Source organism: Alkalihalobacillus sp. CinArs1 (genome assembly GCF_947387515.1).
Classification (GTDB): domain Bacteria; phylum Bacillota; class Bacilli; order Bacillales; family Guptibacillaceae; genus Guptibacillus.
The window spans coordinates 702,772-729,100 of sequence record NZ_CANDOB010000001.1; the positions used below are offsets into that span (position 1 = coordinate 702,772).

At 40.8% G+C, this 26,329-nt stretch carries 26 protein-coding genes and 2 pseudogenes; 6 read left to right on the top strand and 22 right to left on the bottom strand.

From position 1 onward, the window contains the following. Positions 1 to 20: 20 nt before the first annotated feature. The 5 genes from PFZ69_RS03780 to PFZ69_RS03800 all read right to left on the bottom strand — a co-directional run bounded on the left by PFZ69_RS03780 (position 21) and on the right by PFZ69_RS03800 (position 7,716). Positions 21 to 2,045: an ABC transporter ATP-binding protein gene (locus tag PFZ69_RS03780; protein WP_270179685.1), complete on the bottom strand. Its 2,025-nt coding sequence runs from the start codon at positions 2,043 to 2,045 to the stop codon at positions 21 to 23. Then, the gene (locus PFZ69_RS03785) at positions 2,046 to 3,797 is read right to left on the bottom strand and encodes an ABC transporter ATP-binding protein (RefSeq protein WP_270179686.1); all 1,752 of its coding nucleotides are present in this window, start codon (positions 3,795 to 3,797) and stop codon (positions 2,046 to 2,048) included. It lies immediately after the preceding gene. A gap of 295 nt (positions 3,798 to 4,092) precedes the next feature. After that, complete coding sequence (locus PFZ69_RS03790) at positions 4,093 to 5,142, bottom strand: M20/M25/M40 family metallo-hydrolase (RefSeq protein ID WP_270179687.1); 1,050 nt, start codon at positions 5,140 to 5,142, stop codon at positions 4,093 to 4,095. 105 nt (positions 5,143 to 5,247) lie between these two features. Beyond that, positions 5,248 to 6,207: an aminoimidazole riboside kinase gene (locus PFZ69_RS03795; protein WP_270179688.1), complete on the bottom strand. Its 960-nt coding sequence runs from the start codon at positions 6,205 to 6,207 to the stop codon at positions 5,248 to 5,250. A 138-nt stretch (positions 6,208 to 6,345) separates the two neighbouring features. Then, the gene (locus tag PFZ69_RS03800) at positions 6,346 to 7,716 is read right to left on the bottom strand and encodes an aldehyde dehydrogenase (protein WP_270179689.1); all 1,371 of its coding nucleotides are present in this window, start codon (positions 7,714 to 7,716) and stop codon (positions 6,346 to 6,348) included. Positions 7,717 to 7,908: 192 nt separating this feature from the next. On the opposite strand from PFZ69_RS03800, the gene speD reads away from it, so the two are divergent. Beyond that, positions 7,909 to 8,295 carry an adenosylmethionine decarboxylase gene (gene speD, locus PFZ69_RS03805; RefSeq protein WP_270180610.1) on the top strand — a complete coding sequence of 129 codons (387 nt, stop codon included), beginning with the start codon at positions 7,909 to 7,911 and terminating at the stop codon, positions 8,293 to 8,295. A 29-nt stretch (positions 8,296 to 8,324) separates the two neighbouring features. Here speD and PFZ69_RS03810 read toward each other — a convergent pair whose 3' ends face one another. Then, entirely contained in the window at positions 8,325 to 10,130 is a 1,806-nt protein-coding gene (locus PFZ69_RS03810) for a terpene cyclase/mutase family protein (protein WP_270179690.1), read from the bottom strand. A 146-nt stretch (positions 10,131 to 10,276) separates the two neighbouring features. On the opposite strand from PFZ69_RS03810, the gene PFZ69_RS03815 reads away from it, so the two are divergent. Continuing rightward, entirely contained in the window at positions 10,277 to 11,788 is a 1,512-nt protein-coding gene (locus tag PFZ69_RS03815) for a hypothetical protein (RefSeq protein WP_270179691.1), read from the top strand. Positions 11,789 to 11,822: 34 nt separating this feature from the next. Here the strand turns inward: PFZ69_RS03815 and proC are convergent, their stop codons facing one another. The 5 genes from proC to PFZ69_RS03840 all read right to left on the bottom strand — a co-directional run bounded on the left by proC (position 11,823) and on the right by PFZ69_RS03840 (position 16,105). Continuing rightward, positions 11,823 to 12,617, bottom strand: coding sequence for a pyrroline-5-carboxylate reductase (gene proC, locus PFZ69_RS03820; RefSeq protein ID WP_270179692.1), 795 nt, complete (start codon positions 12,615 to 12,617; stop codon positions 11,823 to 11,825). Positions 12,618 to 12,964: 347 nt separating this feature from the next. Further along, entirely contained in the window at positions 12,965 to 14,608 is a 1,644-nt protein-coding gene (locus PFZ69_RS03825; RefSeq protein ID WP_270179693.1) for a b(o/a)3-type cytochrome-c oxidase subunit 1, read from the bottom strand. Beyond that, positions 14,605 to 15,078, bottom strand: coding sequence for a cytochrome c oxidase subunit II (locus PFZ69_RS03830; protein WP_270179694.1), 474 nt, complete (start codon positions 15,076 to 15,078; stop codon positions 14,605 to 14,607). The genes PFZ69_RS03825 and PFZ69_RS03830 overlap by 4 nt, the downstream gene beginning before the upstream one ends. A gap of 15 nt (positions 15,079 to 15,093) precedes the next feature. Next, positions 15,094 to 15,252: a cytochrome c oxidase subunit 2A gene (locus PFZ69_RS03835; RefSeq protein WP_270179695.1), complete on the bottom strand. Its 159-nt coding sequence runs from the start codon at positions 15,250 to 15,252 to the stop codon at positions 15,094 to 15,096. Between the two features lie 133 nt (positions 15,253 to 15,385). Beyond that, on the bottom strand, positions 15,386 to 16,105 hold the full coding sequence (locus PFZ69_RS03840) for a Crp/Fnr family transcriptional regulator (RefSeq protein WP_270179696.1): 720 nt from the start codon (positions 16,103 to 16,105) through the stop codon (positions 15,386 to 15,388). Between the two features lie 167 nt (positions 16,106 to 16,272). Here PFZ69_RS03840 and PFZ69_RS03845 point away from each other — a divergent pair, with 167 nt between their 5' ends. Further along, a complete protein-coding gene (locus tag PFZ69_RS03845) occupies positions 16,273 to 16,737 on the top strand; it encodes a hypothetical protein (RefSeq protein WP_270179697.1) in 465 nt (154 codons plus the stop codon). A 128-nt stretch (positions 16,738 to 16,865) separates the two neighbouring features. Continuing rightward, positions 16,866 to 17,996: a CapA family protein gene (locus PFZ69_RS03850; RefSeq protein WP_270179698.1), complete on the top strand. Its 1,131-nt coding sequence runs from the start codon at positions 16,866 to 16,868 to the stop codon at positions 17,994 to 17,996. A gap of 42 nt (positions 17,997 to 18,038) precedes the next feature. On the opposite strand, the gene PFZ69_RS03855 is transcribed toward PFZ69_RS03850, so the two are convergent. The 3 genes and pseudogenes from PFZ69_RS03855 to PFZ69_RS03865 form a co-directional block, all read right to left on the bottom strand. Beyond that, the gene (locus PFZ69_RS03855; protein WP_270180611.1) at positions 18,039 to 18,545 is read right to left on the bottom strand and encodes a peptidoglycan-binding domain-containing protein; all 507 of its coding nucleotides are present in this window, start codon (positions 18,543 to 18,545) and stop codon (positions 18,039 to 18,041) included. After that, positions 18,531 to 19,055, bottom strand: a pseudogene (locus PFZ69_RS03860) (peptidoglycan recognition protein family protein); the annotation flags it as partial. The pseudogene PFZ69_RS03860 and the gene PFZ69_RS03855, both read right to left, overlap by 15 nt. Positions 19,056 to 19,183: 128 nt before the next feature. Next, the gene (locus tag PFZ69_RS03865) at positions 19,184 to 19,363 is read right to left on the bottom strand and encodes a hypothetical protein (RefSeq protein WP_270179699.1); all 180 of its coding nucleotides are present in this window, start codon (positions 19,361 to 19,363) and stop codon (positions 19,184 to 19,186) included. An 82-nt stretch (positions 19,364 to 19,445) separates the two neighbouring features. Here PFZ69_RS03865 and PFZ69_RS03870 point away from each other — a divergent pair, with 82 nt between their 5' ends. Continuing rightward, complete coding sequence (locus PFZ69_RS03870) at positions 19,446 to 19,928, top strand: divergent PAP2 family protein (protein ID WP_270179700.1); 483 nt, start codon at positions 19,446 to 19,448, stop codon at positions 19,926 to 19,928. Between the two features lie 365 nt (positions 19,929 to 20,293). On the opposite strand, the gene PFZ69_RS03875 is transcribed toward PFZ69_RS03870, so the two are convergent. Continuing rightward, on the bottom strand, positions 20,294 to 20,527 hold the full coding sequence (locus PFZ69_RS03875) for a hypothetical protein (RefSeq protein WP_270179701.1): 234 nt from the start codon (positions 20,525 to 20,527) through the stop codon (positions 20,294 to 20,296). Between the two features lie 52 nt (positions 20,528 to 20,579). Beyond that, the gene (locus PFZ69_RS03880; protein ID WP_270179702.1) at positions 20,580 to 20,924 is read right to left on the bottom strand and encodes a DUF3905 domain-containing protein; all 345 of its coding nucleotides are present in this window, start codon (positions 20,922 to 20,924) and stop codon (positions 20,580 to 20,582) included. Positions 20,925 to 21,049: 125 nt separating this feature from the next. On the opposite strand from PFZ69_RS03880, the gene PFZ69_RS03885 reads away from it, so the two are divergent. Next, on the top strand, positions 21,050 to 22,171 hold the full coding sequence (locus tag PFZ69_RS03885; protein WP_270179703.1) for a DEAD/DEAH box helicase: 1,122 nt from the start codon (positions 21,050 to 21,052) through the stop codon (positions 22,169 to 22,171). A 47-nt stretch (positions 22,172 to 22,218) separates the two neighbouring features. On the opposite strand, the pseudogene PFZ69_RS03890 reads toward PFZ69_RS03885, so the two are convergent. From PFZ69_RS03890 to PFZ69_RS03915, 6 genes and pseudogenes are all read right to left on the bottom strand, one after another. Next, a pseudogene (locus PFZ69_RS03890) lies at positions 22,219 to 23,004 on the bottom strand (TIGR00266 family protein). A 128-nt stretch (positions 23,005 to 23,132) separates the two neighbouring features. Beyond that, positions 23,133 to 23,519 (bottom strand): response regulator, encoded by a 387-nt coding sequence (locus PFZ69_RS03895; protein WP_270179704.1) that lies wholly within the window; start codon positions 23,517 to 23,519, stop codon positions 23,133 to 23,135. Between the two features lie 479 nt (positions 23,520 to 23,998). Next, a complete protein-coding gene (locus PFZ69_RS03900) occupies positions 23,999 to 24,472 on the bottom strand; it encodes a GNAT family N-acetyltransferase (protein ID WP_270179705.1) in 474 nt (157 codons plus the stop codon). 153 nt (positions 24,473 to 24,625) lie between these two features. Further along, positions 24,626 to 25,252 (bottom strand): YtxH domain-containing protein, encoded by a 627-nt coding sequence (locus tag PFZ69_RS03905; protein WP_270179706.1) that lies wholly within the window; start codon positions 25,250 to 25,252, stop codon positions 24,626 to 24,628. A 2-nt stretch (positions 25,253 to 25,254) separates the two neighbouring features. Beyond that, on the bottom strand, positions 25,255 to 25,695 hold the full coding sequence (locus PFZ69_RS03910) for a DUF948 domain-containing protein (RefSeq protein WP_270179707.1): 441 nt from the start codon (positions 25,693 to 25,695) through the stop codon (positions 25,255 to 25,257). Between the two features lie 71 nt (positions 25,696 to 25,766). Next, positions 25,767 to 26,327: an HD domain-containing protein gene (locus tag PFZ69_RS03915; RefSeq protein WP_270179708.1), complete on the bottom strand. Its 561-nt coding sequence runs from the start codon at positions 26,325 to 26,327 to the stop codon at positions 25,767 to 25,769. Positions 26,328 to 26,329: the final 2 nt, after the last annotated feature.

Sequence of the window (26,329 nt, forward strand, 5' to 3'; positions counted from 1 at the left end):
AAGTAGGGACCCGGCTTCGTTTATACTGCCCGCTCAATCGTTTTTCCTTGTTGGAGCTGATACATTTGGTAATACCTACCTTGTTTTTGCATTAGCTCTTCATGACTTCCTCTTTCAGCAATCTCCCCTTGGTGGAGAACAAGGATCTGATCGGCTTCTCGAATCGTCGAAAGTCTATGAGCGATAATGAATGTGGTACGCCCTTTCTTCAGCGTATCCAATGCATTTTGTATCACGATTTCTGTTTCAGTATCTACGTTAGATGTCGCTTCATCCAGGATGAGAACGGCTGGATCAAATGCTAGTGCACGAGCAAATGAAATCAATTGACGTTGTCCTGAAGAAAGCGTACTACCTTTTTCAATGACAGGCTCATCGTAGCCTTTCGGTAGAGTTTTCAATAATTCCTCTGCTCCAACATCGTTCAATGCTTTTTCTACCTTCTCTCTTGAGATCGAAGGATCATCTAAGCTCACATTTGATGCGATTGTGCCAGTGAATAGAAAAGGATCTTGCAATACAATCGCCATATGCTGTCTTAAATGTTGCTTTGGTATCGATTGAATGTCTTTACCATCGATTGTGATCGTGCCTTTTTTATTGTCATAAAACCGGAATAGAAGGTTCATAATCGAACTCTTTCCTGAACCAGTATGGCCCACCAGCGCAACGGTTTCGCCTTTTTTGGCAGTGAAGGATAGGTCCTTAAGAACATACTCCTCTTCTTTGTATGCAAACGATACATTGTTAAAAGCAACATTTCCTTCATATGGTTTAAGCTCTCCGTCTGCAACATCTTCCCCTTTTTCATCGAGGAGTTCAAATACACGATCTGCCGCAACGAGCGCTTGTTCAAGGTTCGCCAATTGGTTCACCATGTTTGTAACAGGCTGGAATAGTCTATTCAAGTAATCGACAAATGCATAGAGCACGCCTAGGCTAACGACTGAAGCAGCGGTCAATGATGCTCCTCCAAAATACCAGATGAGGGCAACGAACGTAATATTTCTCAAGATGTTTACCAGATTGTAAGACATGAGTGAATTTAAGTTCAAAAGCTTGTTCTGATAAGTAAAGTGACTTTCATTAAGCGTTTCAAATTCTTTTTCAGTTTGCGAGCTTCGTTTAAATGCTCGAATGATCGATATGCCTTGAATCGATTCGTTTATCATCCCATTGATATCACTGATTCGAGTACGAATGACCTTGTTATATTTAGAGGCAAAACGACGATAGACGATCACCCAAATAACTAAAATCGGTACAATTGCTAAGGTGATGAACGCCAGTTTCACATCTAAAAAGAATAAAGCAACAAAGATACCTGTCATATAAATGATACTAGTGAAAAACGTAGCGAGTACAGTGACATAAAGCTCACGGATCGCTTCAGTATCATTCGTGATTCTCGATACAACTTTCCCAGCCGGGAGGTTATCAAAATAGTTAATATGAAGCCTTTGAATTTGAGCATAGACATCTGTACGCATATTCTGAATGATTCTGTTAGCAGATGTCTGTAACAACAGCCCTTGCCCATATTCAAAGAACGATGCGAATATCAGCAATCCGAAGTAAAGAACAATCAACCAAATAAGCGGCTCAAACTCCGGCTTGTAAAAGCTGATAAGTTCATTATTCGTAAGCTTCTCTGCTTCCAAGGTAACCGTATTACTGTCCTTTGAAATCATGATGTCCCCGTCTTCAACAGTCCTCTCTCCATCGAATGGAATAGGCTCATCAACAAAATAATAATCTCTTCCTACTTGAAGAATTCTAACTTCTTTTCCTTTTTCTTCACCGCTTGCGAAATGATCACTTCGCTTATACCATTCCCCTTTATACGTAACCGCTTCTTCTCCTTGGTCAGTTTCAAACCATGGGTTCTCTATCCCAAGGATGTGTTTGTCGATCATCCGTTTTGCAATCAGCGGTCCAGATAGCTCAGCGGCTACAGCAACAGTAAGCAGTAGAAGCGCGATGAGGATCGTCTTCTTAAAGCGAAGTGCATACTGAACTAAGCGTTTCCCAACGTGTCGTTTCACTTACAGCACCTCCTTCAAATTATCTTCAAGCTGCTGTCTGTCAAACTGTTCTTTATACCAACCGTTGTGTTGAATCAACTCGTGATGAGTGCCAAGTTCAGACACTTTTCCATTATCAAGTACGATGATCTTATCTGCATGCTGAACACCTGATAACCGATGTGTGGCGATGAGCGTCGTTTTCCCCGCTCGTTCGTTTCGTATATTGGAGATGATCTGTGCTTCTGTTTTACCATCCACCGCTGACATCGCATCATCTAAGATTAATATTTCAGGGTCAATCATTAATGCTCTTGCAATGGAAACACGCTGCTTTTGTCCTCCTGACAAAGCGACCCCTTTTTCGCCAACAAGCGTATCGAGTCCTGAAGGAAAAGTCGTAATGTCCTTTTGAATGTCAGCTAACCTTAGGACACGGTTCACATCATGCTCCGTACCATCGCTTCTTCCAAAAAGTATGTTTTCTCTTACCGTTCTAGAAAAAAGGATTTGTTCTTGTGGAACATAGCCGATCCACCCTTGAAGTGCTTCTTGCGAAAGGTCTTGAATAGGGATTCCTGAAATCTTTACTACTCCCTCGCCAGGAGGGTACTCTCTTAACAATTGCTTCAGAAGTGTCGTCTTCCCACTTCCGGTACGGCCTACGATCCCAAGTGTTTCACCTTTTGATAGAGTAAACGATACATTTTCAAGGTTCTTTACTTCAGAAGAAGGATAAGTGAACGTCACATGCTCAAATGTGATCTCACCTGGACTTTTAAGAGTCTTAGGAGATTTGTGTTCTTTTACGTCCTCTTCATAGGTTAAGATCTTATTCACACGATCTAACGATGCATTTCCTCTTTGCATGACATTGATGAGCTCGCCTACTGCGATCATCGGCCATATGAGCATTCCTAAATAAACGTTAAACGAGACAAGCTCACCAAGCGTTAACTCATTATGAAAGACAAGGTATGCCCCATACCCAAGACCGATCAAATAACTGATTCCAACGAGTACCTTAATCGTAGGCTCAAATAATACATCAATTTTTGCTACATCGATATTTTTCTTAAATACGTCTTCTGTTAAACGGCGAAACTTGTTTTGATCCGCACGTTCTTGAACATAAGCCCTTGTAACGCGAACACCTGCAATCGATTCTAATACCTGGTCGTTCATCTCTCCAAACGAATCCTGTGCAGCGGTGAATCGTCTGTGTATGATTTTTCCATACTTGTTCATAGCAAGCGCCATGAGAGGTAGAGGGATGATAGCTGCTAACGTTAATTTCCAGCTGATGAGTATGCTCATCGTCGCAAGAACGATTATCATAAATGCGGTTGAGTCTACCAGGGTTAAGATACCGAAGCCTGCCGTCATGGAGACTGCTTTGAGGTCGTTCGTAGCTCGCGCCATAAGATCACCAGTTCTATTTCTCTCATAAAATGTCGAAGTCATTTTCAATAAGTGCTTCATGTACCTCGAACGTAACATTCTCTCAACTAAAAACGCCCCACCAAATAACTGATACATCCAAATGTACGTAATAAAATACACTGCGATCAACAATGCTCCATATGTGAGCAGGTAATTTTGTAACCGATCCCAAGTTAACGTTCCGATATTAATTTCATCGATCGCCATACCGATTAATTTCGGTGGGATCATTTCGAGTATCCCCGCGAACACAAGTAAAAATATTGCAATCGTATATCGCTTCCAATGCTGTTTAAAAAACCAGCTTAACTTTCCTAAAATTGCAAACATCCATTTCCCCCCAATCCTTTCAGCAATACCACCCAAGTGAATGACGATAAAATTGCCCAACAAAAAAAGGCATAACCGCACGCGGTTATGCCTGATATACGTTAGACATTAAATAGGGCGCACGTCTAAGACGCTTCTCACCCCTTGTAGCAATTAAATCATTACACCTGGGCAATGTGCGTCTCTTTCACATGAAATTAATAAGGCCATTCTTTTAACATGCTCCATCACACACACTCCCTTTCGAATTTTTTCACTCTGTTAGCTTAGCACTATTTTCACAAAATTGTCAATATTATTTCGTTAAAGGATTGACACTTTCTTCTCCCGTTAACGTTGCAATCATTTCAACAAGTAGAGCGATTTCTTCTTCCATGTCTTTCAAGCTCACAGTTTCCACAGGAGCATGCATGTACCGAAGAGGAAGAGACAACAGGGAAACCGGAACGCCTTCTCCAGTTAAACGCAGCTTATCCGCATCTGTACCCGTCATTCTAGGAGTTAGCTCATATTGTACTTTCATATCTAATTTCTTTGCAGCGTCAAGTAACATTTGATTAATCTTAATATTAATCGGCGCACCTTTCGCGATAACTGGTCCTCCACCAATCTTTACATCTGTGTGTTTACTTGAATCGATACCAGGATAATCAGATGCGAACGTTACATCGCATGCGATCGCCATCGTTGGTTTGATTCCTGCTCCAGCGAAATAAGCCCCACCCATATTGGTTTCTTCGTTAACGGTACTTACTGCATAAACACCAACCTTCGGATTTCGCTTCGCTACTTCCTTCAACACTTCAGCAACGATGAAAGAACCTGTTCGGTTATCGAGTCCTCTACCACTGATTCGATCGTTTAGAAGGAACTCAACATCCCTCTTGTATACAGCTAAATCTCCAATTTCAATATATTTCTCAACTTCTTCTTTAGAAGTTGCTCCACAATCGATATATAGATCTTCGAATGTAAATTCGCCTTTAGCACCACCATGATGTTCTGCGTTAACCCCAAACACACCGTTCAATTTTCCATGCGTTCCAAAGATCGTAACCTTCATCCCGATCGCTGGCTTATGACTGATACCACCTAGCTTTTCAACGCGAATAAAGCCCTTATCATCTATCTTTTTAACCATAAAGCCTATTTCATCGGAATGGCCGGCAAGCAACACCTTAAACTCTGCGTCAGGGTTTAAAATGCCGATAACATTTCCTGCATGATCTGTACGCATTTCATCAGCAAACTCACTCACATAGTTCACCCATTTATGCTGGATCTCCATTTCCGCTCCAGAAGGAGACGGCGTTGCAAGTAGTTCTAGTAAAAAGTCTTTGTTCATTTCATTAGCACCTCCGTTAAGTCATCCACTACGATTGTACCGTACCATTCTCTCACAAGCTAGCTCACTCAACCCGTAAAAAAACCACCTCGCAAAGCGAGATGGTTAAACTCCAGTCTTTAAAAGCTCTTGAACCTCAGATAGCGTAGGCAGAGCTGTCATAGCCCCTTTGGTTGATGCTGCAAGGGCACCTGATACACTTGCGAACTGCGTCATCTTCCTAAGTTCTTCTTTCGGTAAGCTTGAAAGATCACCTTCATACTCATTAAAGCAGTATAAGATTCCAGATACGAATGCATCTCCTGCGCCTGTTGTATCTACTGCCTCTACCTTCATCGCCGGAACCTGCAGGGAATAATCAGGTGTGAAAACAAGACTTCCTTCTCCACCCCTCGTAATGAATACCACTGGAATCTGATAGTGTGAGAGCTTTTTGATCCCAGCCTCAATATCATCTTCTCCGGTTATGAACGTCAGCTCTTCATCAGATAACTTTAAGATATCCGCTTCAGAAAGCATCGACACGATAATTTCTTTCGCACGTTCTTCACTTTCCCAAAGACCAAGACGAAGGTTTGGATCATACGAAATGAGGAGACCTTTCTCTTTTGCGATCTCAACTGCTTTCCTTGTTGCACTTCTCGACGGTTCACTGATCATCGAAATCGAACCGAAGTGAAGAACCCGATGCTGATCAAACACCTCAGCTACAATTTCCTCTGCATGTAGAAAGCGATCTGCACTTGGGTTTATGTAGAAGTCAAAACTTCGCTCACCATCCTCAGCATTCGTAACGAATACAACACCCGTTCGCTCAGCTTCAGTCAAAATCATCGTTGAGACATCTACACCATAATCGCGTAATGTGTCTCTAAGAAAACGTCCTAGTACGTCATCGCCGACTTTGCCTAGAAACGTAGATTTTGCTCCAAGACGTGACAACCCTACAGAGACATTTGCAGGAGCACCACCTGGACTTTTTTGATACGTTGTATTTTCCATATCTAGAGGGATAAAATCGATCAGCGCTTCCCCAAGACTAATAATTCCTTTATTAAGACTCATTTGTATCCTCCTATCAAAAGTAACCCTACCTTTAAAAGATGGGAGTAGCTTTCTCGTTATCATATCACGATAGTTTAAGATACTAAAGAGAAAAAGCGTTATCCATTTCTATAGAAATTGTAAAGGAGTAAGGGCTTCTTACCCCATTATTTTCTTTATTATTTTCAACCCGTTTTTAGCAGATGGGTAGCGGAAAGAGAAATCAAATTTGGTCGTTTGTTTTACGATACTCTTCGTATTAGAAAATGCATCGAAACTCGCCTTTCCATGGTAACTACCTGTTCCGCTCGTTCCAACTCCTCCAAACGGGAGATATGGTGAAACAATGTGCATAAGGGTATCGTTCATACACCCTCCACCGAAAGAAAGGTTGTCTGTAATGTAATCCTGTTTCTCATCACTTTCAGAGAAGAAATAAAGAGCTAGTGGCTTCGGTCGTTTACGCACTTCCGTGACGACGTCCTGAAGGTCGTCAAATTCAAGGATCGGTAGCAACGGCCCAAAGATCTCATCTTGCATGATGGGATCTTCCCATGAGATATTGTCGAGTAGCGTTGGAGCGATAACCCTCTCTTCTGCTTTATGTTGACCACCGATTATCACATCGCCATCGCTAAGAAAACTCTTTAGTCTTTCAAAATGCTTATCACTTACAATATGCGCATATTTCTCATCTGATATTGGATCATCACCATAGAATTCGTATAGTACGTCCTGCATCTTCTTAAGTAAATCACTCTTAACGTCGCGATGAACGTAGAGATAGTCAGGCGCTATGCATGTTTGACCTGCATTCGTAAATTTCCCCCACATGATTCTCTTGGCAGCGAGGGTCAGATTTGCATCCTTCTCTACAATAGCAGGGCTTTTACCACCTAACTCAAGGGTAACGGGAATAAGCTGTTTCGCTGCTGCTTCCATGACAATTTTTCCAACAGGGACGCTGCCAGTGAAAAAGATATGGTCGAACGGCTGCTTTAGCAGTTCCGTACTTACTTGAACCCCACCTTCGACGATCGAAATATACTTCTCCTCAAAGTTCTCTCGAATCAACTTGGCAAGAACATGTGATACTGTTGGGGTAAGTTCAGAAGGTTTCAAAACTGCACAATTACCTGCAGCGATCGCTCCAACAAGTGGAGCAAGTTGAAGCTGAAACGGATAGTTCCAAGGTGCGATTATGAGCGTAACGCCGAAAGGTTCTGAATGAATATGGCTCTTTGATCCAATGTGCGTCATGGGTGTTTTAACACTTTCTGGCTTCATCCATTCCTTCAAATGCTTGATCGTGAACTTGATTTCCTCAAGAAGAAATCCGATTTCCGTCGTATAAGCTTCCCACTCTGATTTATGTAAATCCGTTTTCAATGCGTGTAGTACCTCTTCCTCATACTCCTTGATCGCATCCCTTAATTTTTCAAGCTGCTGCTTTCTAAAGCTAAACTCCTTTGTCTCGCCGGTATGAAAATAATCTTTATGGTTTCCAACCAAAGTAGGTATCGATGTCATAGCGGTTACTCCTTTAACTCTCTTTTTGTTCTTAAGTTTAAACACTTAAACATAAGGTGTCAAATGATAACCTTCAAGTGAAGAAAGCTATGCAAAATCAGTTTAACATTTCTTTTCAGAGGGGAGAAACGTTGTATAAATAGATTTCTTATTATAGAAACTATAATGAGTAAATCAAGGGAGGCAAGAATCATCGAAACACTTGGCCATCATATCATAGCTGAAATGTGGAATTGTAATAAAGAGAAATTGAACGATTTGGTTTTTATAGAAGAAACATTCGCTAAAGCTGCACTCGATTCTGGAGCGGAAATCCGTGAAGTCGTTTTTCACCCTTTTGAACCACAGGGAATTAGCGGTGCTGTCATTATTGCTGAATCTCACCTCACGATTCATAGCTTCCCTGAGCATGGGTATGCCTCGATCGACGTTTATACTTGTGGTGATAAGATCGATCCTTCAGAAGCGACGGATATGATCGCAAAAGAGCTTGAGGCGAGCACTGTGCATTCCGTCAAAATCCCTCGAGGAACGGGAGAAATTAGAGTTAGGGAACTTGAGAAAAAAGGATTAGAATAACAAACAAAGTGCGGTTTACGCACTTTGTTTTATTTTCCAAGTAGTTTGTAGTATTTCGAGAGTGTAAGGAGCGGCCAAATCAACTCATAGCTATGGTATTGAATATAGAAGCTACCCGCTAACCCCGCACCGGTAGGATACGTTCGTTCTTTTTCTGTGTGATTCCTGAGAAGATAATCGATTCCCCTCTTAACTTCGATGGTATCTCCTTCGAAACCCATCAACGCCTCAACAGCCCAAGCAGTTTGAGAAGGTGTGCTATGAGCGAGTGCAACGTATGATTTTTTCACATTGCTAGAACAAGACTCTCCCCACCCTCCATCATCACGCTGTATCCTCTTAAGAAACTCTAAGCCTTTTCTTACTGTGGGATGATCTTCTCTTACTTCAGCAGCTTTTAATCCTGTGAGTGCTGCCCACGTACCGTAAATATAGTAAATCCCCCATCTGCCATACCATGAGCCATCAACTTTCTGATTTTTCACAAGCCAATCGATCGCCCTTTTTATGACTGGGTGAGTTCGTTCCAACCCTGCACTATTGCATAGGAATTCGACTGTTCTACCCGTTAGATCCGCTGTCGAGTTATCAGGGAAAGAGGAGTCAGCTCCATCGATAGGGATATCTTTTAATAAAAGTGCTTTTCGGTCAGGTTCAAACGCAGGCCACCCTCCATCGTTATTCTGCATGCTGATCAACCAGTTCGTTCCCTTTTGCCAAGCAGAGTGTATACCTTCATCAAAAGGTATATATCTTTTGATTGCCCTTAAAGCTGCAGAAGTATCATCGATGTCTGGATGAAAGGTGTTCCCTTCAGAAAACCCCCATCCACCTGGCTCGATGTTTGGTCTCGTTATTGCCCAATCACCTTTTCGGTCTTGCTGATGATGTAGAAGGTAGTTAGCCGAATTTATTCTCATTGGAGACTCATATGAAACACCTGCTTCATCAAGAACACACGACATTAAAGCCGTGTCCCACATCGTCGAAGGGGAATTCTGAAGATGTGACTCAGACTTCCACACCATCTTCTTTAATCCATTCATTGCATTCATAATGGTTGGTGAGTGGCGATCATACCCAAGTGCAAGCATCGCATAGATCATGAAAAACGTAGCTGTAGCGTAATTGAACAACGTTCCATCAGATTCTATACGCTGCAGCATGTATTGTTCCACTCTTTTTCTTGCAAGAAATAGTAAGTTAGCAGGTAAATTGAGTACGGACTCTCTAACCTCGTGCCGTTCTCTACTTACAAGCTCTGTAAGATCTGGTGTCCACTTCGTTTGAAGGGTATATTTTTTATCTTGCATAATAATGATTGGAGCAAAATGAATGCGAGCATACGAACTTAAGTCATAAAACGAAATCGGAAATGATTCTGGTATGAGCATGAAGAGCATAGGAAAGTGAAATAAATTTGGCCAAGGGATATGACCATGTATAGCCAAAAACACTTTCGTTAACGAGTCCGTTCTACTTAGCCCACCACTCTTTAGAATGTAGTACCGCGCGCTTTCTAACCTTTCGCTCGATACCTTACCAGAAAATAACAAGCTGTGATAGGCCTGTACAGTCGCAGAGAGATTTCCCTCTTCTTCATCATGGTAGAGTTTCCAGCACCCCGAAGGATCTTGCTGTTCTAAAAGACGCTCTACTAGTGCTTGCAGTAATTCTTCTTCCTGTAACTCCAGGGTTTTGATTAAAACAATCATGGCTGCATCCGTTAGGAGACTATTTTCAAAGCAATAGCGAAACGCGCCATCCTCCCCTTGAGAAGAGTGCGCCAACCGAATAAACTCTTCTATTCGTTTCTCTACTCGACGTTTCCTCATAAGATTGCTCCTCCTGTGAACCATAGAGTTAACGCATCTTATTCAAAATTTATTCGAACGTTCATTTATCATGTATTGTAAATTTTTGAAACTTGTGTAAAATTCATACGTATGTACAAAGAGAGGGAATGAGGGGGGAGGAAAAAATGAAAAAATTAGCATTACCTATCGGTGCCGGTCTTATCATCTTATTGTTTGTTTTTCTTCACCAGCTGAACACCATTCAACAGCAACCTGACGACGGCTGGAGCAGAACGATGGAATTGGGATTATCGATTGAAGATAATGAGGTATTTGTTACAAACGAAGAAAAATCCACAGATATTTATGTTCCTGGAGATCCGGTAAGGAAAATTAATGTTGATGAACAGCTCGAGGCGTCATCCTCGAATTTAAATTTCAGCATTCCTGAAGGCTATTCTTTTTATATTGATGAGGATCAAGCCATCTATAAAGAAGGGGATCAGCTCATCTATTCAAAGGGAGGAACTAAAAATTCGATCTTGAACGCTGTCGAAGGCATAAACGCCTCACCCAATGGTGCCATAGCATGGTCAAAGCACACGCTTTACCTTATTAGCCCTAACGGACAAATAAAAAATGAAGTGGGATTTGATCAGGAAGAGCAAGTTCGAAATGCAGTGATAACAGAAGATGATAATGTTATCCTACATGCTTTAACGGGCACTACAAACAGAATCTACTATGTTAAACCAGATAAATCACCTGAACTCATAATGGAAACCAAACTTGTTGCAGGCGACCACTACAGTAATTTTCAAGCTGTAGAGAAAGAAGAAACGACTGCCTTCACGTATACCGTTTTTGCTACAAGAAACGGATCTAAAATTATCAATACATATTACGCCGAAAGTTCAGGGGAAGGAGAAACCGACTCAAAACTTCTCAAAATCTATAATTCTGAAACAGGGAATACATTTTCTAAGCCAAGTTATTTTACACTCGGCATTAAAGACGGTGAACCAACGGTCTTCTTCAGCGCAAACGATAACATCTCTCCAAAAAAATCTGTTGTAAGCATTTATGAAGCAAAGATGGATGAAGAAGGAGAGTGGGTAGCTTCTCGCAGGAGTACGAGCGATGAACTTTCGATCAGACCGATCAGTTTAACAGGAGATGCGATCGTTTGGTTAGACAGAGAAAAATCCGGTTACGAATTGCATGGTGCTTCTACATCAGAAACAGTCATTGAGGATAGCACGAAAACCAGTGGCCAAGATATCAAACTAGCTATTTTCGACACATTCTCAGCAATCGTGGGTATGTTTGCGATGCTTGCATTCTCTTTTGGATTTCTTATCCTGCCAGCATTCGCTCTTATGTACCTATATTTTTCAAACACTGCTGCACTCGAACAGGATAAGCCTTGGGTTGAATGGACAATCGTACTGCTTTTCGTAGGGTCACAAATTGCCTTTTTACCATCCATCCTTGATGGACCATTTCAATATCTTGCACCGAGTTACTTAATATTCCCAGGTGCTGGCTATGTATGGCCACTCGTAATTTTTGGAATATCCTATATGATCAGTAGACTTGGTCAAGACCACGAATGGACGATTTTACAAAAAACATCTTACCAACTTGGAATTAACCTCGGAATCGTCGTCCTTTTGTTAGGACCATATATCCTTTAACAATAAAACTTGCTCGGACTAGTCCGAGCAAGTTTTATTTTGCTTGTTCTTTTGCTTTTCGATTAACCGCTAGCACAGCTTCATTAAGTAACTCATCAAAATGAGCTTCTTTAAGAACATCCAAACCTGCTGCAGTCGCTCCTCCTGGCGTTGTTACTTGATCGCGGAGAGCACTTGCCTCCCTACCGTCTTTTAACATCGCTACGGATCCGTACATCATTTGTACCACAAGTTTCGTTGCTTGCTCTGACGTTAATCCATATGTTTTCGCTGTTTGTTGGAGAGCTTCTGCGAATTGATAAACAAATGCAGGTGCACTGCCTGTGACAGCGGTCAACTTGTGGATCTGTTCTTCAGAAAGCTCTTCAGAATGCCCGATTGCGTCCAAAATGAGTTGCAGGGATGCTCGGTCATCCTCAGTAACACGTTTTCCACAAGCAAAGATTGACATAGACTCCTTCACATCGGCTGCAGTATTTGGCATGATCCATGCCACAGGACTTTGAGGTAATGCTTCTTCAAGTTGAGTTGGTCCAATACCTGCAGCTACAGTAATAATGAGCTGACTCGTCACAAAGCCCGATAACTCTTTCAATACAGCAGGGTGACTTGCAGGAGGTACTGCGAGAATAACAACGTCGTGATTTGAAACAACATCCTGCCATTTTGCAGTTTCAACATGATATGTATCTTTTAGATGAGCTAGTCTTCTGCTATCTGATCGATTAGAGATCGTGACGGTGCCAATGTGACCTGATTGTTTAAGTCCAGAAAAAATGGCTTCTGCCATACGACCAGCGCCAATAAATAGAATGTTAGGTTTCTTCATATAGGCCTCCTTCCACATTTTCTTCTATACTATATCAAAACTATGATCAAAGATAAAAACGCTGGTATAAACCAGCGTCAGTTTGTAGAGAAAACGATGTCTTTATTCTGTTCTCCCAATGCCGTAGTCGATGACGATCGCATGCTTTCCGCATACGAACGTCTCTCCTACTTGAAGGGAATAAATCCAAAACGAACATTCCTTCCCAATGGTTTAACAGATGAATTTGGAAGGAGATTCTGACCATCCATATATTCCTCAAACTTAATTGGAGCGGAAATAATGGACTACTCTGCAATACCAAAACTGTTTCAACACTCTAACGCTGTTATAACCAGCGCTTTTAGTTACCAAAACTTAAATCCTGGGGAACTTGGCGGTGCGTGTTCGATCATGTGCACAACCGGAACCGTGTATGCAACGAGAATGAGAATCGTAGCTACTGTCAGCCAAAGCCTCCAATTTTCAAGGATAACTGGTGTTCTTTCAGCTCGATCGGCAACTGTTCCTATTGGGAAGTCTTCTTTTCCTTTTGGAGCAAAAAATGCAAGATCAGTCAGAATAAACATCAATAATAAAATAGCAATAAATAATATCGAGCCCCCAAGTGCCATCGTAACTTCATATGGAATCCATCCTAGAGCATCCGGGTGATCTTGATAGGTTGTGTAAGCTGTTCTTCTAGGAGCACCGAGTAACCCAACAGTATGCATAGCACCTGACATGAAGAACATTCCAACTGCCCAAAGAATCGTTTGTAAGTTTGCAAGACTGTGCATTCTTCCTGTTAGTACTCTGCCTGTAAGGTGCGGAATCAACCAATACGCAATTCCAAAGAACGTCAATGCAACACTAGAAGCAACTGTAAGATGGAAGTGTCCAGTTACCCATAACGTGTTATGAACGATTTGGTTCATCTGGTTACTTGCATTGATGATTCCTCCTGCGCCTGCAGGAACGAAAATCAGCATACCGACCATAGGAGCAAAGAATCGTGCATCTCTCCATGGAAGCTTCTTAAACCACCCGAACAACCCAGATGCTCCCTTTTTACGTCCAGAGATTTCAAACGTAGCGAACAATGAGAATGCTGTCATCAAAGAAGGAACGATAACCATAAAAGTTAAGACTACCTGTAAGAATTTCCAGAACGGAGAAATTCCTGACTCTAGTAACTGATGGTGAAAGCCTACTGGAATTGAGAACAGTAGAAATAAAACGAATGATAAACGTGCTAGAGCGTCACTAAATATTTTCCCTCCGATGATTTCAGGAATAATGACATACCAACACACGTACGCAGGAAGTAACCAAAAATAAACGAGAGGATGACCAAAATACCAAAACAGCGTACGACTAAGTAAGATGTTGATGCCATCTACCCATCCAAATGACCAAGGAATAAATTGAAAGAGTACTGATGCAGCGACACCTATTGTAGCGACAAACCATAAAACCATCGTCATGACAGCCATAAAAGCAAACAGTGGAGAGAGTTTTTTCTTTGATACCTTTTTACAAATATAATAGTGACTACACATTGCCCCGCCAGCTAACCAAGTGCCAATAATAAAGAACGTTAATCCAATATAAAACAAGGGAGAAGCCTTCAATGGGGCATAAAATGTGTAAAGCACAGTACCTTCATTTAATAAAATCATAACGGTCGTTAAGACTGTTCCGATCGTCATGACGACAAATCCCAGCCATGCCATTCTAAACGGTTGATCGTAAAACTTTCCTAACGTTCTGCTTAGACCAGCGTAAAAGAATCCAATAATAAAATAGGTTGTAAAAACAAGTGCGAGTAAGATTCCATGAGCTGTGAGTAATTGATAATAGCCTATCCCTGCAGGAAGCTGAACCGTTCCACTTCTTACAAGAGTTTGAAGCAGTCCAGCAATACCTCCTAGTAGTACCGCTGCAAATGCAACATAAATGTGTGCCATACTAAGCTTTGCATCTGCACGATCAACAACTTGACTTATCATTCGATCACCTCCAGAGGCACGCCCATCGCCTGGTGTCCGACTCCGCAATATTCATTACATAAAATTAAGAATTGACCCACATCGTCAAACGTATGAGTAATTTTATTTACGTGACCAGGAGTGACCATCATATTCACGTTTGTCTTTGGAATTTGAAATCCATGCACAACGTCTTTACTTGTTACCGTAAAATGAACAGTCGCTCCTTTCGGGATTTTCAAGTCTTGAACAGATTGAAATGTGAACGCTTGAGCAATCATTACCAATTCGTATTCGTTTTCTCCAATCTTTTTTAAGCCTGGTTCGTCGAATGGAGCCGTAATATCAACTTCTTGAGGATCTAAAATTTCATCATCACTCGGCGGTGTGTGACCCATTGCAAATGCATTGATACCGATAATCAGTAAAAAGACGACTAATGTTCCACTTCCGACAATTAACCAGATTTTCTCAAACTTATGAATGTGCATATTCTTCCCTCCTGATTAAAACCTCGCTACATATAAGCAGTAAACAGCTCCCCATGATAGAACGATAAAACCACCTACCATAAAGACAGAAATAATTGTTCCTTTAAGATCTTCTTCACTTTTCTCAACCTTTACTGAACGGTGAGCTTCACTTTTACTATCAACAAGTTTCAATTCTCTCCCCCCTAACTCAATGTCTACTCTTAGTTTAGGAGATGGAAGGAGTAGCATCTGTGACATATATCACAAACATGGTGAATTTCACACAAAAAAAAGAGGGTATAAGAGATCATGATCTCTTACACCCTTACAATCGACATATGCTGCTAGGACATCCTTCACAGTGACAAATAGCCTTTAACCGGTCAATATCTCTTATCGTAATGACGCCACCTTCATAGTCGATGATCTCTTCTCTTTTTAACTGGTTTAACATTCGATTGACTGTTTCTCTCGTCGAGCCGATTAAGTCTCCTAGTTCTGAATTTGTTAAGCGATTTGTGAACCGCACTTTGTTGCCTTCCGATACGCCATACGTATTCGACATACGGATCAGCGTAGAGGCAAGAGCGCCATTTTTACCAAAGAACAAGAGGTCTCGAAGTTTTGTTTGTAAAAAACGCTGCATGTAACCAAGCCACTTCATGAAATCGATCGCTAAATCACCATTTTGCCAGAGGAGCGTTTCAAGATCCTTTTGTTGAATAACACCAAGAGTACAATCGCTTATTGCTTCTGCAGTATAACTATTCGTTATGTGAACATCATCTTTTAAATCACCGAACAAATCTCCAGATTGGAAATAATACAGTACAAGGTCTTTTCCTTCATCTGAGCTTTTTGTTAATTTCACCGCACCTTGTTTAAGAAAGTAAATATGTTGGCACTCTTCACCTTCCCAATAAATCTTCTCACCACGAGGCACATGCCTCTCATACATAACACCTTTTAGTTTTGAGAAATTTTCAGAAGCAAAGGACTGAGTATTGTAGCCAGCCGTGTTTTTTGAAATCATTGGGCACTCCATTATCCGAACTCCTTTCGTTCCAATTCATCTTAAGTTTAGTATACCAGCAACCTTGAATTTAAGGTGTGACAATAATCACACCTTTCAATCAGGGTGTGACGAAATACACATCTTGAAAGGGATAAAGCGATTAAACTAAATGAAAATAAACCATAGGAGGTTAAAAAATGGTCACTGGCTTATTACTAATCGATGACAAAAATAGTGAACTCCTAAACACTGCTCATTATAAAGAGAAGTTAGATGAGTTCCTCATGATCACAAGACCTTTCACAGAGGAAATCATAATCGTCTCTAATCACCCTAAAATCATCTTACCTTACACACCACGAGACATACGTATCGTGACGGAGTACTATAAGCATTCAGGCATTTTGGGACAGCTGCATGCTGGCCTTTCACTATCAAGTTATCAGGCCAATATTGTGGTTGATTACGAAACATCATTTCATGAACTAGAGCTTCAACCCCCGATTGAAGAATTCTCAAAAACAAATCCTGACCTGATCCTTTTTGAGAAATCAAAGATAAACGGAATCTACAACAAATCGATCGTACCAGTACTGTCTGAATACCTTGAACACCCAAGCAAGGCGACAAGGAAATTCGATGACCTCAATTTTGTATTGTAACGAATAAAAGACACGACAATAGTCACAATTCGACTAGTCGCGTCTTTTTTTTGAAAAGAATTAGGACTATTTGTAGAGATACCATATAATAAGTGTATCGTTTTAAATCTATAACAAAGGTGAACTCAATGAAAACTAAATTTATCGTTATTTGTGCGCTAGTTGTTTTTCTCGCTACTAGTGTGACGTTTCTTTTACTTTCTACTGGAGGGGAATCACTTTCAGAACCAAAAAACCTGTCATCGTACCGTGACGATCTTGCTGTAGCGGAAAACAATACCGTATCTCTTTCTTCAATAAGTCTTTCAGCAGTTGGAGATATTCTGATTCACGACAGGGTCTATGAAAATGCTGAAACGAACAACGGCTATGACTTTATGCCGATGCTTGAAGCTGTGAAATCTGAGATGGAGAAGGCAGATATTACGTTTGCTAATCAGGAAACAGTCATCGGTGGAACTTCGATTGGTTTATCTTCTTATCCAAGTTTCAATAGCCCACAAGAAGTAGGGGACGCCCTAAAAGAAAGCGGTGTCGATATCGTCTCTATGGCAAATAACCATACGCTTGACCGTGGTGAAAAAGCATTACAAAATGCCTTTAAGCACTGGAATGAGATCGGAATGCTTTATACAGGAAGTTACCTTTCACCAGAAGATCAATCGAAGATCAGAACGATAAAAAAAGATGATATCACAGTAGCTTTTCTTGCTTATACATATGGTACAAACGGCATTCGCCCCCCTGCAAACAAGCCATATCTGGTCAATTACATCGACAAACAAAAGATTGCGAAAGATATTCAAGAAGCTGAATCCATTTCAGACGCTGTGGTTGTCAGCATGCATTTTGGAAATGAATACGAAAGGCTCCCGAATAACTTTCAGCTAGAATTGTCTTCATTTATAGCAGAATCAGGTGCCGACATTATCCTAGGTCATCACCCTCACGTTCTTCAACCGGTAGAATGGATCAATACGACAGATGATCGCAAGGTTTTTGTAGCCTACTCTCTAGGCAACTTCTTATCTGGCCAGAAAAATAACTATAAAGATATAGGTGGTATCCTTACCTTGAATATCGAAAAGAAGAAATTTAGAGGTGAGACGAGCGTTCGTGTGACCTCTCCATCATTCTTCCCAACTTTTGTAGAGAAAGGTTACATTGTAAAACCGCTAAATGAATCTAAACCTGAGTTACTTGATGAAATAAATCAACACATGAGTCAATGGGTTCCTGAATTAAACGTTCCGAAATAAAAATAACGCCGCCCCTTCAAATGAGGGGCGGCGTTTTAGCGATTAGAACATTACGTTCCATGTTTTTGGTCCTACGATACCATCTACAAGTAATCCTTTTCTAGATTGATAACTCCTTACTGCGTCTCTCGTAATGGGGCCGAAAATGCCATCTGGCTTAACATTGACTGCTCGCTGGATTGCCTCAACATCTTTTCCACGATCCCCTATCATGACATAGTGACCTGGATAAGGTCTTACAGGAGCTTGAGATGAAGGTCTCTTTGGAGCTTTCTTTAGAGCAGCTAGCGTGATCGGACCTACAATTCCATCTTCACTAAGACCATACAATCGCTGAAACTTCTTAACAGCCAATTCCGTTTCTCTCCCAAAAATCCCGTCTGCACCATATTCCTGCAGATTCATACCCGCATTGATCAGATAGTTTTGAATTCGTTTCACTTCGTCCCCGCGATCTCCATAGCTGATAAGTAAAACGTTTTTAGGAGGCGGTGTTGGAATGACGTCTATAACATCAGAACCATCGAGCAAATGATAGGAAGCTGTCACGTCACGAATGAATTCTGCCCATGTTACGCCGTAACGATTCAAAGCGTTCTGTGGATCTGTTCTTCGTGTAGGATCTAATGTGGAGTGTGCAACAACATCAGACTCTGGGTCTAACTTAAATTTGTCACATAGATAGGCGATGTACCAAACGTACCGACTATACGCTTCTCGAAACGTAATGCTTCCTCCCCAACAAAGTTCCACTCCGATCGCATGATCATTCGCATCACCATTAAATAAAACATTATCCGTGTTTACAACATAGCGCACATGCCATGCTTTTTCATCTAATGGAATAATTTCTAAGATAACATCATCATCAATAAACGTATGTGCTGAAGCTGAAACAACGTTTTTTGCAAAATATGCGCGATTCGCATATGCAGTGGAACCAGCATTGCCTGTATCGTGCGCAACAATGAATGTTATTCCGTTATTTTTTTCTTGTGGCCTAGATTTCCCCTTACTTATATAATCCCTAGTAATGGCATACTTAAGGTTTTCTGCCATTTTCCTCACTCCTTTTAATGTGCCACACTTCTTCCTAAATATGGTATGTGGAACTACTGAGAGGAGGACTAGTTATCGTTCCCATTTACATAAAAAGGGCCAGGGCCTAAAGGACCCCGGCAGTATTTCTAATTCATCAGCTTATTGTAATCTGTAGCATCATTCATAAACGATTCTAGATCGGCGTTCATTCCAGGCTTGTTCGTCAGTCTAGTAAGTACGTTTGAATACTCTGGTTCGTTTTCTTCGTTTTGAAGAGCTCTCAATGCTTTCTGAATCAACATCGCATCTTTTTGGTTAATATTCACTGTCGATCCCTCCGTTTTAAATTTATTATTTCACAACAGACTCAACATATTACATCCTTTTGTAAGGGAGACTATGATTGAGGTGAATACGTTGAATAAAGGAATCATTACAGCATTATCTGCCATTGCATTAGCGCAAAGCCTGAAAATACTCACTCACAAGAAACAGGCCAATAAATGGGATTGGCGTCCTCTTTTTCAAACAGGTGGAATGCCGAGTTCTCATTCAGCAGGTGTTTCTGCACTAGCAACTTATACTGCATTACAAACTGGAAAAGAATCGATCGAAACTGCGCTAGCTTGTGTTTTCGGGGTCATCGTTATGTACGACGCACAGGGGATCAGAAGGCATACTGGTGAAATAGCTCAATTAGTAAATGACCTTGATGAAGATATCGAATTATTATCAGGCCATTATCCTGACCTTCTGCATGTAAGGAGAGAAGAAGAGCTTAACGAACTTCTCGGACATCAACCTGCAGAGGTCGCTGGCGGAGCTTGTCTTGGTATTGCACTCGGCGTTCTGGGACACTCATTAGGAAAAAATAAACAGCCCAAACATTGACATCTTCCCTCAAGAGTGTATAATAAGAAATTGGGATCTCGAAATTCCCGTATTAACAACTAGCTCCTTTAACATTAGGAGAACTAAAATTCATAACTGGAAAGGTATGAACAGCATGTTTCAAATTGGCTTACATCAAGTGAATGGCCATACTACAATTGCTGTTGATCCTGCTCACTCACACTGGCGCGGCTTCGGAGCCGTAAGGATGAAAGAGAGGTAGGGCTTTCGTTGTTTGAGAGATCAACAGATCTCGATGGTATGTTTACCGCGGCAATGAAGGAGTTACTGTTAATAAATTAACGATCGTTAAATTAACCCATAAGAAGGAGCGCATCGAATCGATGCGCTCCTTGTCCATTTTACTAAGTTTTTCTTTCAATGATTCCAGCAATCACGCCACCTGTATACATAATTGATGAAATGATACCACTAACCCCAAAAGCTCCAAAAGCAAATATCCACCGAAGAGGATGCGGCTCTTGAATCGAAGCATAATCTGGCAAGTAATTTCCGAGAGTGATTCCGATGAACAATGCGACGATAAGACCTGCAATTAAGATATAAACGGCCATTTTCCTAAGTAAATATCCATTCATGAGCTCGACCTCCTTGCCATCTTCATTCCCTCATGCTTATCCCTCAAACATCCTAGTCTTTCATATAGCTTGCATCATGAGTGTCATGAGGTAAAAACCCGTTCTCAGCACGTTTTTGATGTAACATTTCATGATTTTCTTCTGTATTCCACCCGATATCATTCGTTGGGTGAACCCATTCATCTCCAGACATAATGGCAGGATCGACCTCATCACTCCAATTATTAAGAGGGGAATCAGATGAGTCATACAGACTATCGCCAATAACGACGCCATAGCGGTTTACAAAAGGAGCTTTCATTTCTATACCAGTACCCTTAAAGGACGGGGCATCAACTTGATGTGGTTGCGTTTCATCAAAAACAGGGGACTGCATGTCGGTTTTATCTTTTTTCATCTCAGAAGCCCTCCTTACTATTCATGACGTTAGTATCGGGTAAATAAAGCGTACATATGCGAAGGATACTGAGATGGACAATATATGTTAAAATAAGTTCACTTGATAATAAAAGGAGTATCCATATGACTATGTTCGAACAACACCCATTTCTCTTGAATAACTGGAAAGAAGCTGGGTTTGACCAACTATCACCTGTTCAAGAACAAGCAATGCCTCGTATTCTGAATGGTGAGGATCTACTTGTTGAAGCACCAACCGGAACAGGAAAAACGTTAGCCTACCTTCTACCTGTTATTCAGGAATTACAAAGTGATATCACACACACTCAAGCAATTATACTTGCACCAACCCGTGAACTTGCGATGCAAGTATTCGGTGTAGCTCAAAAGTTTCTAGAAGGTAGTGGTATGAGCGCTGCCTCAATGATTGGAGGAGCTGCAATAAAGCGCCAAGTTGAAAAGTTGAAGAAGCATCCAAAACTAATTGTAGGTACACCTAACCGCGTAGCGGAATTAATCGACATGAAGAAACTCAAAATGCATGAAGTGAAGACCATCGTATGCGACGAAGCCGACCAAGTGCTTCACCCATCCACAATGGATGACGTTTCGTTTATCTGTCAGTCCGCGAAGCGTGATTGCCAATTGCTTTTCTTCTCAGCAACCCTATCTGAAAAAGTAACGCAGCAAGCCAAGAAGCTATCTGAAAATGCATCTCATCTCACCATCAAAGCATCAAAAGAAGAGAAAGAAGCTGTAGCACATAGCTACTATGTTACAAATCGACGTGAGAAGCCTGAATTACTACGAAAACTTTCTAAGAAAGATGGTGTTAAGGCGCTTGCGTTTGTTAACAATAGTAAATTCCTATTGCGCCTTAAAGAGATCCTTGCTACGAAGAAAATTTCCTTTGATGTTTTGGACAGCTCTACAAACAAAACGGAACGAAAAAACGTGTTGAATAAATTCCGTAAAGGAGAGATTCAACTGTTAATTACAACAGACCTTGGTGCTCGTGGTCTTGATATCGAGAACATCACACACGTGTTTCATTATGATTTACCAGAGGATTCAAGAACGTACGTACACCGTTCAGGTCGTACTGGAAGAATGGGTAACGAAGGTCATGTTGTTACTCTCCTGCTTCCTGGTGAAGAAAAATATCTTGAGAAGATCACAAATAAGCTAGGTCTTGAAGTAACTAGAAAGAATGAGTCTCAGAAAAAGAAAGTTAAACGTAAATAAAACAAAGCTGGCAATAGGGTGACCCTATTGCCAGCTTTTCTTTTATCTCAATCACCATTGAACATATCGAACAAGCCTTTTGCCATGCTTCCTTCTCCTTTTGCTCCACCTGCTTGTGGCATAGCAGCGAAAACACGGCTTGCTAATCGGCTGAATGGAAGGGATTGCACCCAAACTGTTCCTGGACCTTTCAACGTTGCAAAGAACAATCCTTCTCCTCCAAACAGAGCTGTTTTCACACCTTTAACAAACTCAATATTGTAATCAACTTCTTCTGTCATCGCAACAAGACAACCGGTATCCAGACGCAATACTTCACCTGCTTTAAGCTCTTTTTAATGAATGGTGCCTCCCGCATGAACAAAAGCCATTCCATTCCCTTCAAGTTTCTGCATGATAAAGCCTTCTCCACCAAAGAAACCGGCTCCGATTTTCTTTTGGAATTCTATACCTACTGACACTCCTTTAGCAGCAGCTAAAAAAGCGTCTTTTTGACAGATCACCTTTCCATTCAGTTCACTCAAGTCCATAGGAATGATTTTTCCTGGGTAAGGAGAAGCAAACGACGCATGTTTCTTCTCGGTTCCCTGATTTGTGAATGCTGTCATGAAGAGACTTTCTCCAGTCAATACTCGCTTCCCTGCACTGAACAACTTGCCCATCATTCCACGTTGCCCACTTCCATCACCAAAAATCGTTTCCATCTCGATTTCATCTTCCATCATCATCAAACTACCCGCTTCTGCAATAACCGTTTCACCGGGGTCAAGCTCTACCTCTACAAACTGCATATCATCACCGTATAACGTAAAATCAATTTCATGATCGTTCATGCTCATTCTCTCCCTTCTTATCATTAACAACTAATACGGCACATCAAGGTAAAGGTTTCGAAAAATACCTAGACAAATCTTTACAAGCAAAAAAAGACCTGCTTTGAAATAGCAGGTCTTCTTACATATTATTTAGGTGACGTCATTTTTTTAGGATTTTCTTGAAGGACCCTTTTAACTGTTCGACATACTTCCTCGATATCGAATGGTTTAGCAAAGTGTGTGATTGCACCTAGATTCATGAATTCTTCTACGAGCTGAAGCTCACCGTAAGCTGTCATAAAGATAACCCGAACGTCTTCGTCCAACTTCTTTAGAGACTTAAATACTTCTAACCCATCCATCCCAGGCATCTTCAAATCTAATAAAATCAGATCAGGATCTTCTTGCTTCACTAACTCAATCGCTGTAATGCCATTTGGTGCCTGCAGCGCTATGAAGCCTTCCTTCCTAAAAAGCTCACTTAACAAAATACGAATTCCATACTGGTCATCAACAATCAGAATTTTATTCATTCGTATGCCACCTCTGCTATTTAATCTCACGTCTTGTCCTTCGTTATCACTATTGTGCACTAAAATTAGAATCCTGGAAATAACTTCGTCGAAACTAGTCATAAGACTACATTTCTCGCACTTTTTCGCCCTTCAGACGTTCCTTATTAAGAATTCGTGTGATGATATAAAAGTATAACCGTCTTTTTTACCATTTTATTACTTTATCAGTCATTCTAGTTTTATTTACGATATCAGGGGGTATTGCCTACTAACATATGATAGGAGGTAATATGAGATCATGGTTGGTCCTTCGAAACAGCACATTAAGGAAATTGAAAACAAAGCAAAACAAGATCAAGAAGAAGCAATTAAAGCTCGTAATGTTGTCTCAAAAGCTACTCGAGTAAATTCTATACATCCATCATAAAAAGCAGGTATCTACCTGCTTTTTTAGCTGTGAAAAACTATCTAGTTTCACCTCGTTAAGAACGCTCGCGTTAATCCTCTTTTATCATCGTAATGAACTCTGCATAGTCAGTAGTGAATGCGTCTTTCTTTTTGAACCCTAATTTCTCGTATAAATGAATAGCCCTATTGTTAAATGTTGCGACCGACAACCTAATCGGCATTCTGACATACTGTTCTTTTATATAGTTCATGATGATTGTACAAAACTCATATCCATTCCCTTGTCCAGTATAATTAGGATCCATTCCAAAACCGATATCTATAAAATTATCTGGATATACACCATAGGTATGCCCAACCGGAATTTGAGCTGTTTCACCTGAACATAAGAAACCCACTACTTTGTTATTTTCATCAACTAGTAATCGATAGGAACCATCTAGTCGTTCGTTTATTTCTTCTTCATTCACTTCGTTATTATAAAAATCATAAGGCGGTTCGTATACCCAACTTAGTGTTCGTTTAGCTCCTTCAATGTCCATCTTCTTGATCGTTAAATTCATCGTATCCATCCTATCTATGTATAATTCGCCTTTCTTCCTGAAAAACTTCTTCATTCTTATACGTTACCATAACGATTGAGTTAGACATCTTAATCAAATAGAAAAAATAAAAATCACACCTGCGAACCAGGTGTGATTGTTTATATCAATCATTTATTTACGATATGTTCGTTCGAGTTCAAGCTTTGCTGCTTCATCCAAAGTTTCTGGAGAATCAGGATCTCTCTCGAGCGTTCGTTCAACATCTTGTTGAATCACATCATCCATCGTTTCAGCACCTGACGTTTCGACGATCATCTTTTCGACATCGTGATCTACCATTGCTGAGACTGGGACTTCTGTTTCATCGAGTTCGGAAGCTTTTCTCTTCGTGTATCCGTTTGGGACAATGGCTTCTTCTTTCTTAGCAGCCTCACTATTCTTCTTTCGACTTTTCACTTTGTCGACAAGATCATTGGATTTTGTTTTAACAGACTGAGCGAATGTAGTCGACTTTTCTTTCACATTCCCAGTTACCTCAACGCTTTTGTCTTTTGCCTTGGTAACCCCTTCACTAATATCAGTACGAAGTTCCTTCCCTGACTTAGGAGCTAAAAGTACACCCGCAGCAGCGCCGACAACTGTTCCAGCAAGAGCAGCAATTGCTGGCCCTTTCTTCTGAATATCCTGTTTTTTAGGAGACTTATTGATTCGAATCACTTCTCTTTCACCAGAGTCTTGACCTTGTGGGGCAGGTTCGTGTTTCACATCGACTTTGTGTTCAGAATCCGTTTTCTTCATGATTAACCATCCTCCTTAACAGATTGAGTGTACGACTTCTTAAGACGATACTGTTCCCATAATCCTAAGATAGTACTACCCCAATTCGCTACTTTAACCGTGTTTCCCTGCTTTGATTCTACACCTTTTTCAAAAGAATGACTGATTTTTGCAAAAGAGTTGTTGAGTTTCTTCAAAGATTCACCAGTATCCTTCACAGCATCGAACGCTGGACTGAACTTTGCTGCATTTTCTTGAATTTCGTCAGTCAAAACATTCGTTTTATGGAGCAGAATAGTCGTTTCTTTCGTTAACCCATCAATCTGACCTTGCACAGAATCAATCGTCTCAGCAGTTTTAGAAAGGGTAGCATTCGTAGATTTCAATACTTTAATCAGAAAAATACTTAAGATAGCAAAAGCTAGCGCTATGACTGCAACTGCCAAATAGAGAATAATTTCCATATAGAGCCTCCTACCAACTGAATTTGGGTATGGTTACCATTACCCTTGAATAGGAAAGCTAATCACATAATTTATGATTCTTTCATAAAGACCTTATCGATGGTTTCTTCTAATTCCTTAAACAACTCCCATTCTCGTTGTTCGTCAGTTAGGTTTGCTAGCAAACTCGCTAGGATAGATCTATAATACCAACCCTGCTTCTCTCTGCCCCTACTAAACTTCTCCCAAACGAGGTCCCCATCGTTTTGTAACTCGATGAGGATGGTTCGCAAATTGTGTAGTTTATCAGCACAAGCAATTTGCTTAATCTCAAAAGAAGCACCTTCTAAATAATCGATCGTATGCTTTTTACGTTCTTCCCACACCATGCTTTTCTCTGGTTCAGAACATCCTTCAACTAACCTTGCAATTTCAACACCGAACGCTTCTTCGAGTTCTGAATAAGTCGTCGCCGTATCTTCTAACACATCATGAAGAATAGAAGCAGCGACAACTTCCTCCCTTACTCCATGTTTAAGTAAGTAAAAGCCAACTGTAATAGGATGTGAAACATAAGGAAGGTTTGATTTTTTTCTATACTGTTTATCATGTGCATACGCAGCATATTCAACCGCTTTTTCAATGACCTTCATCG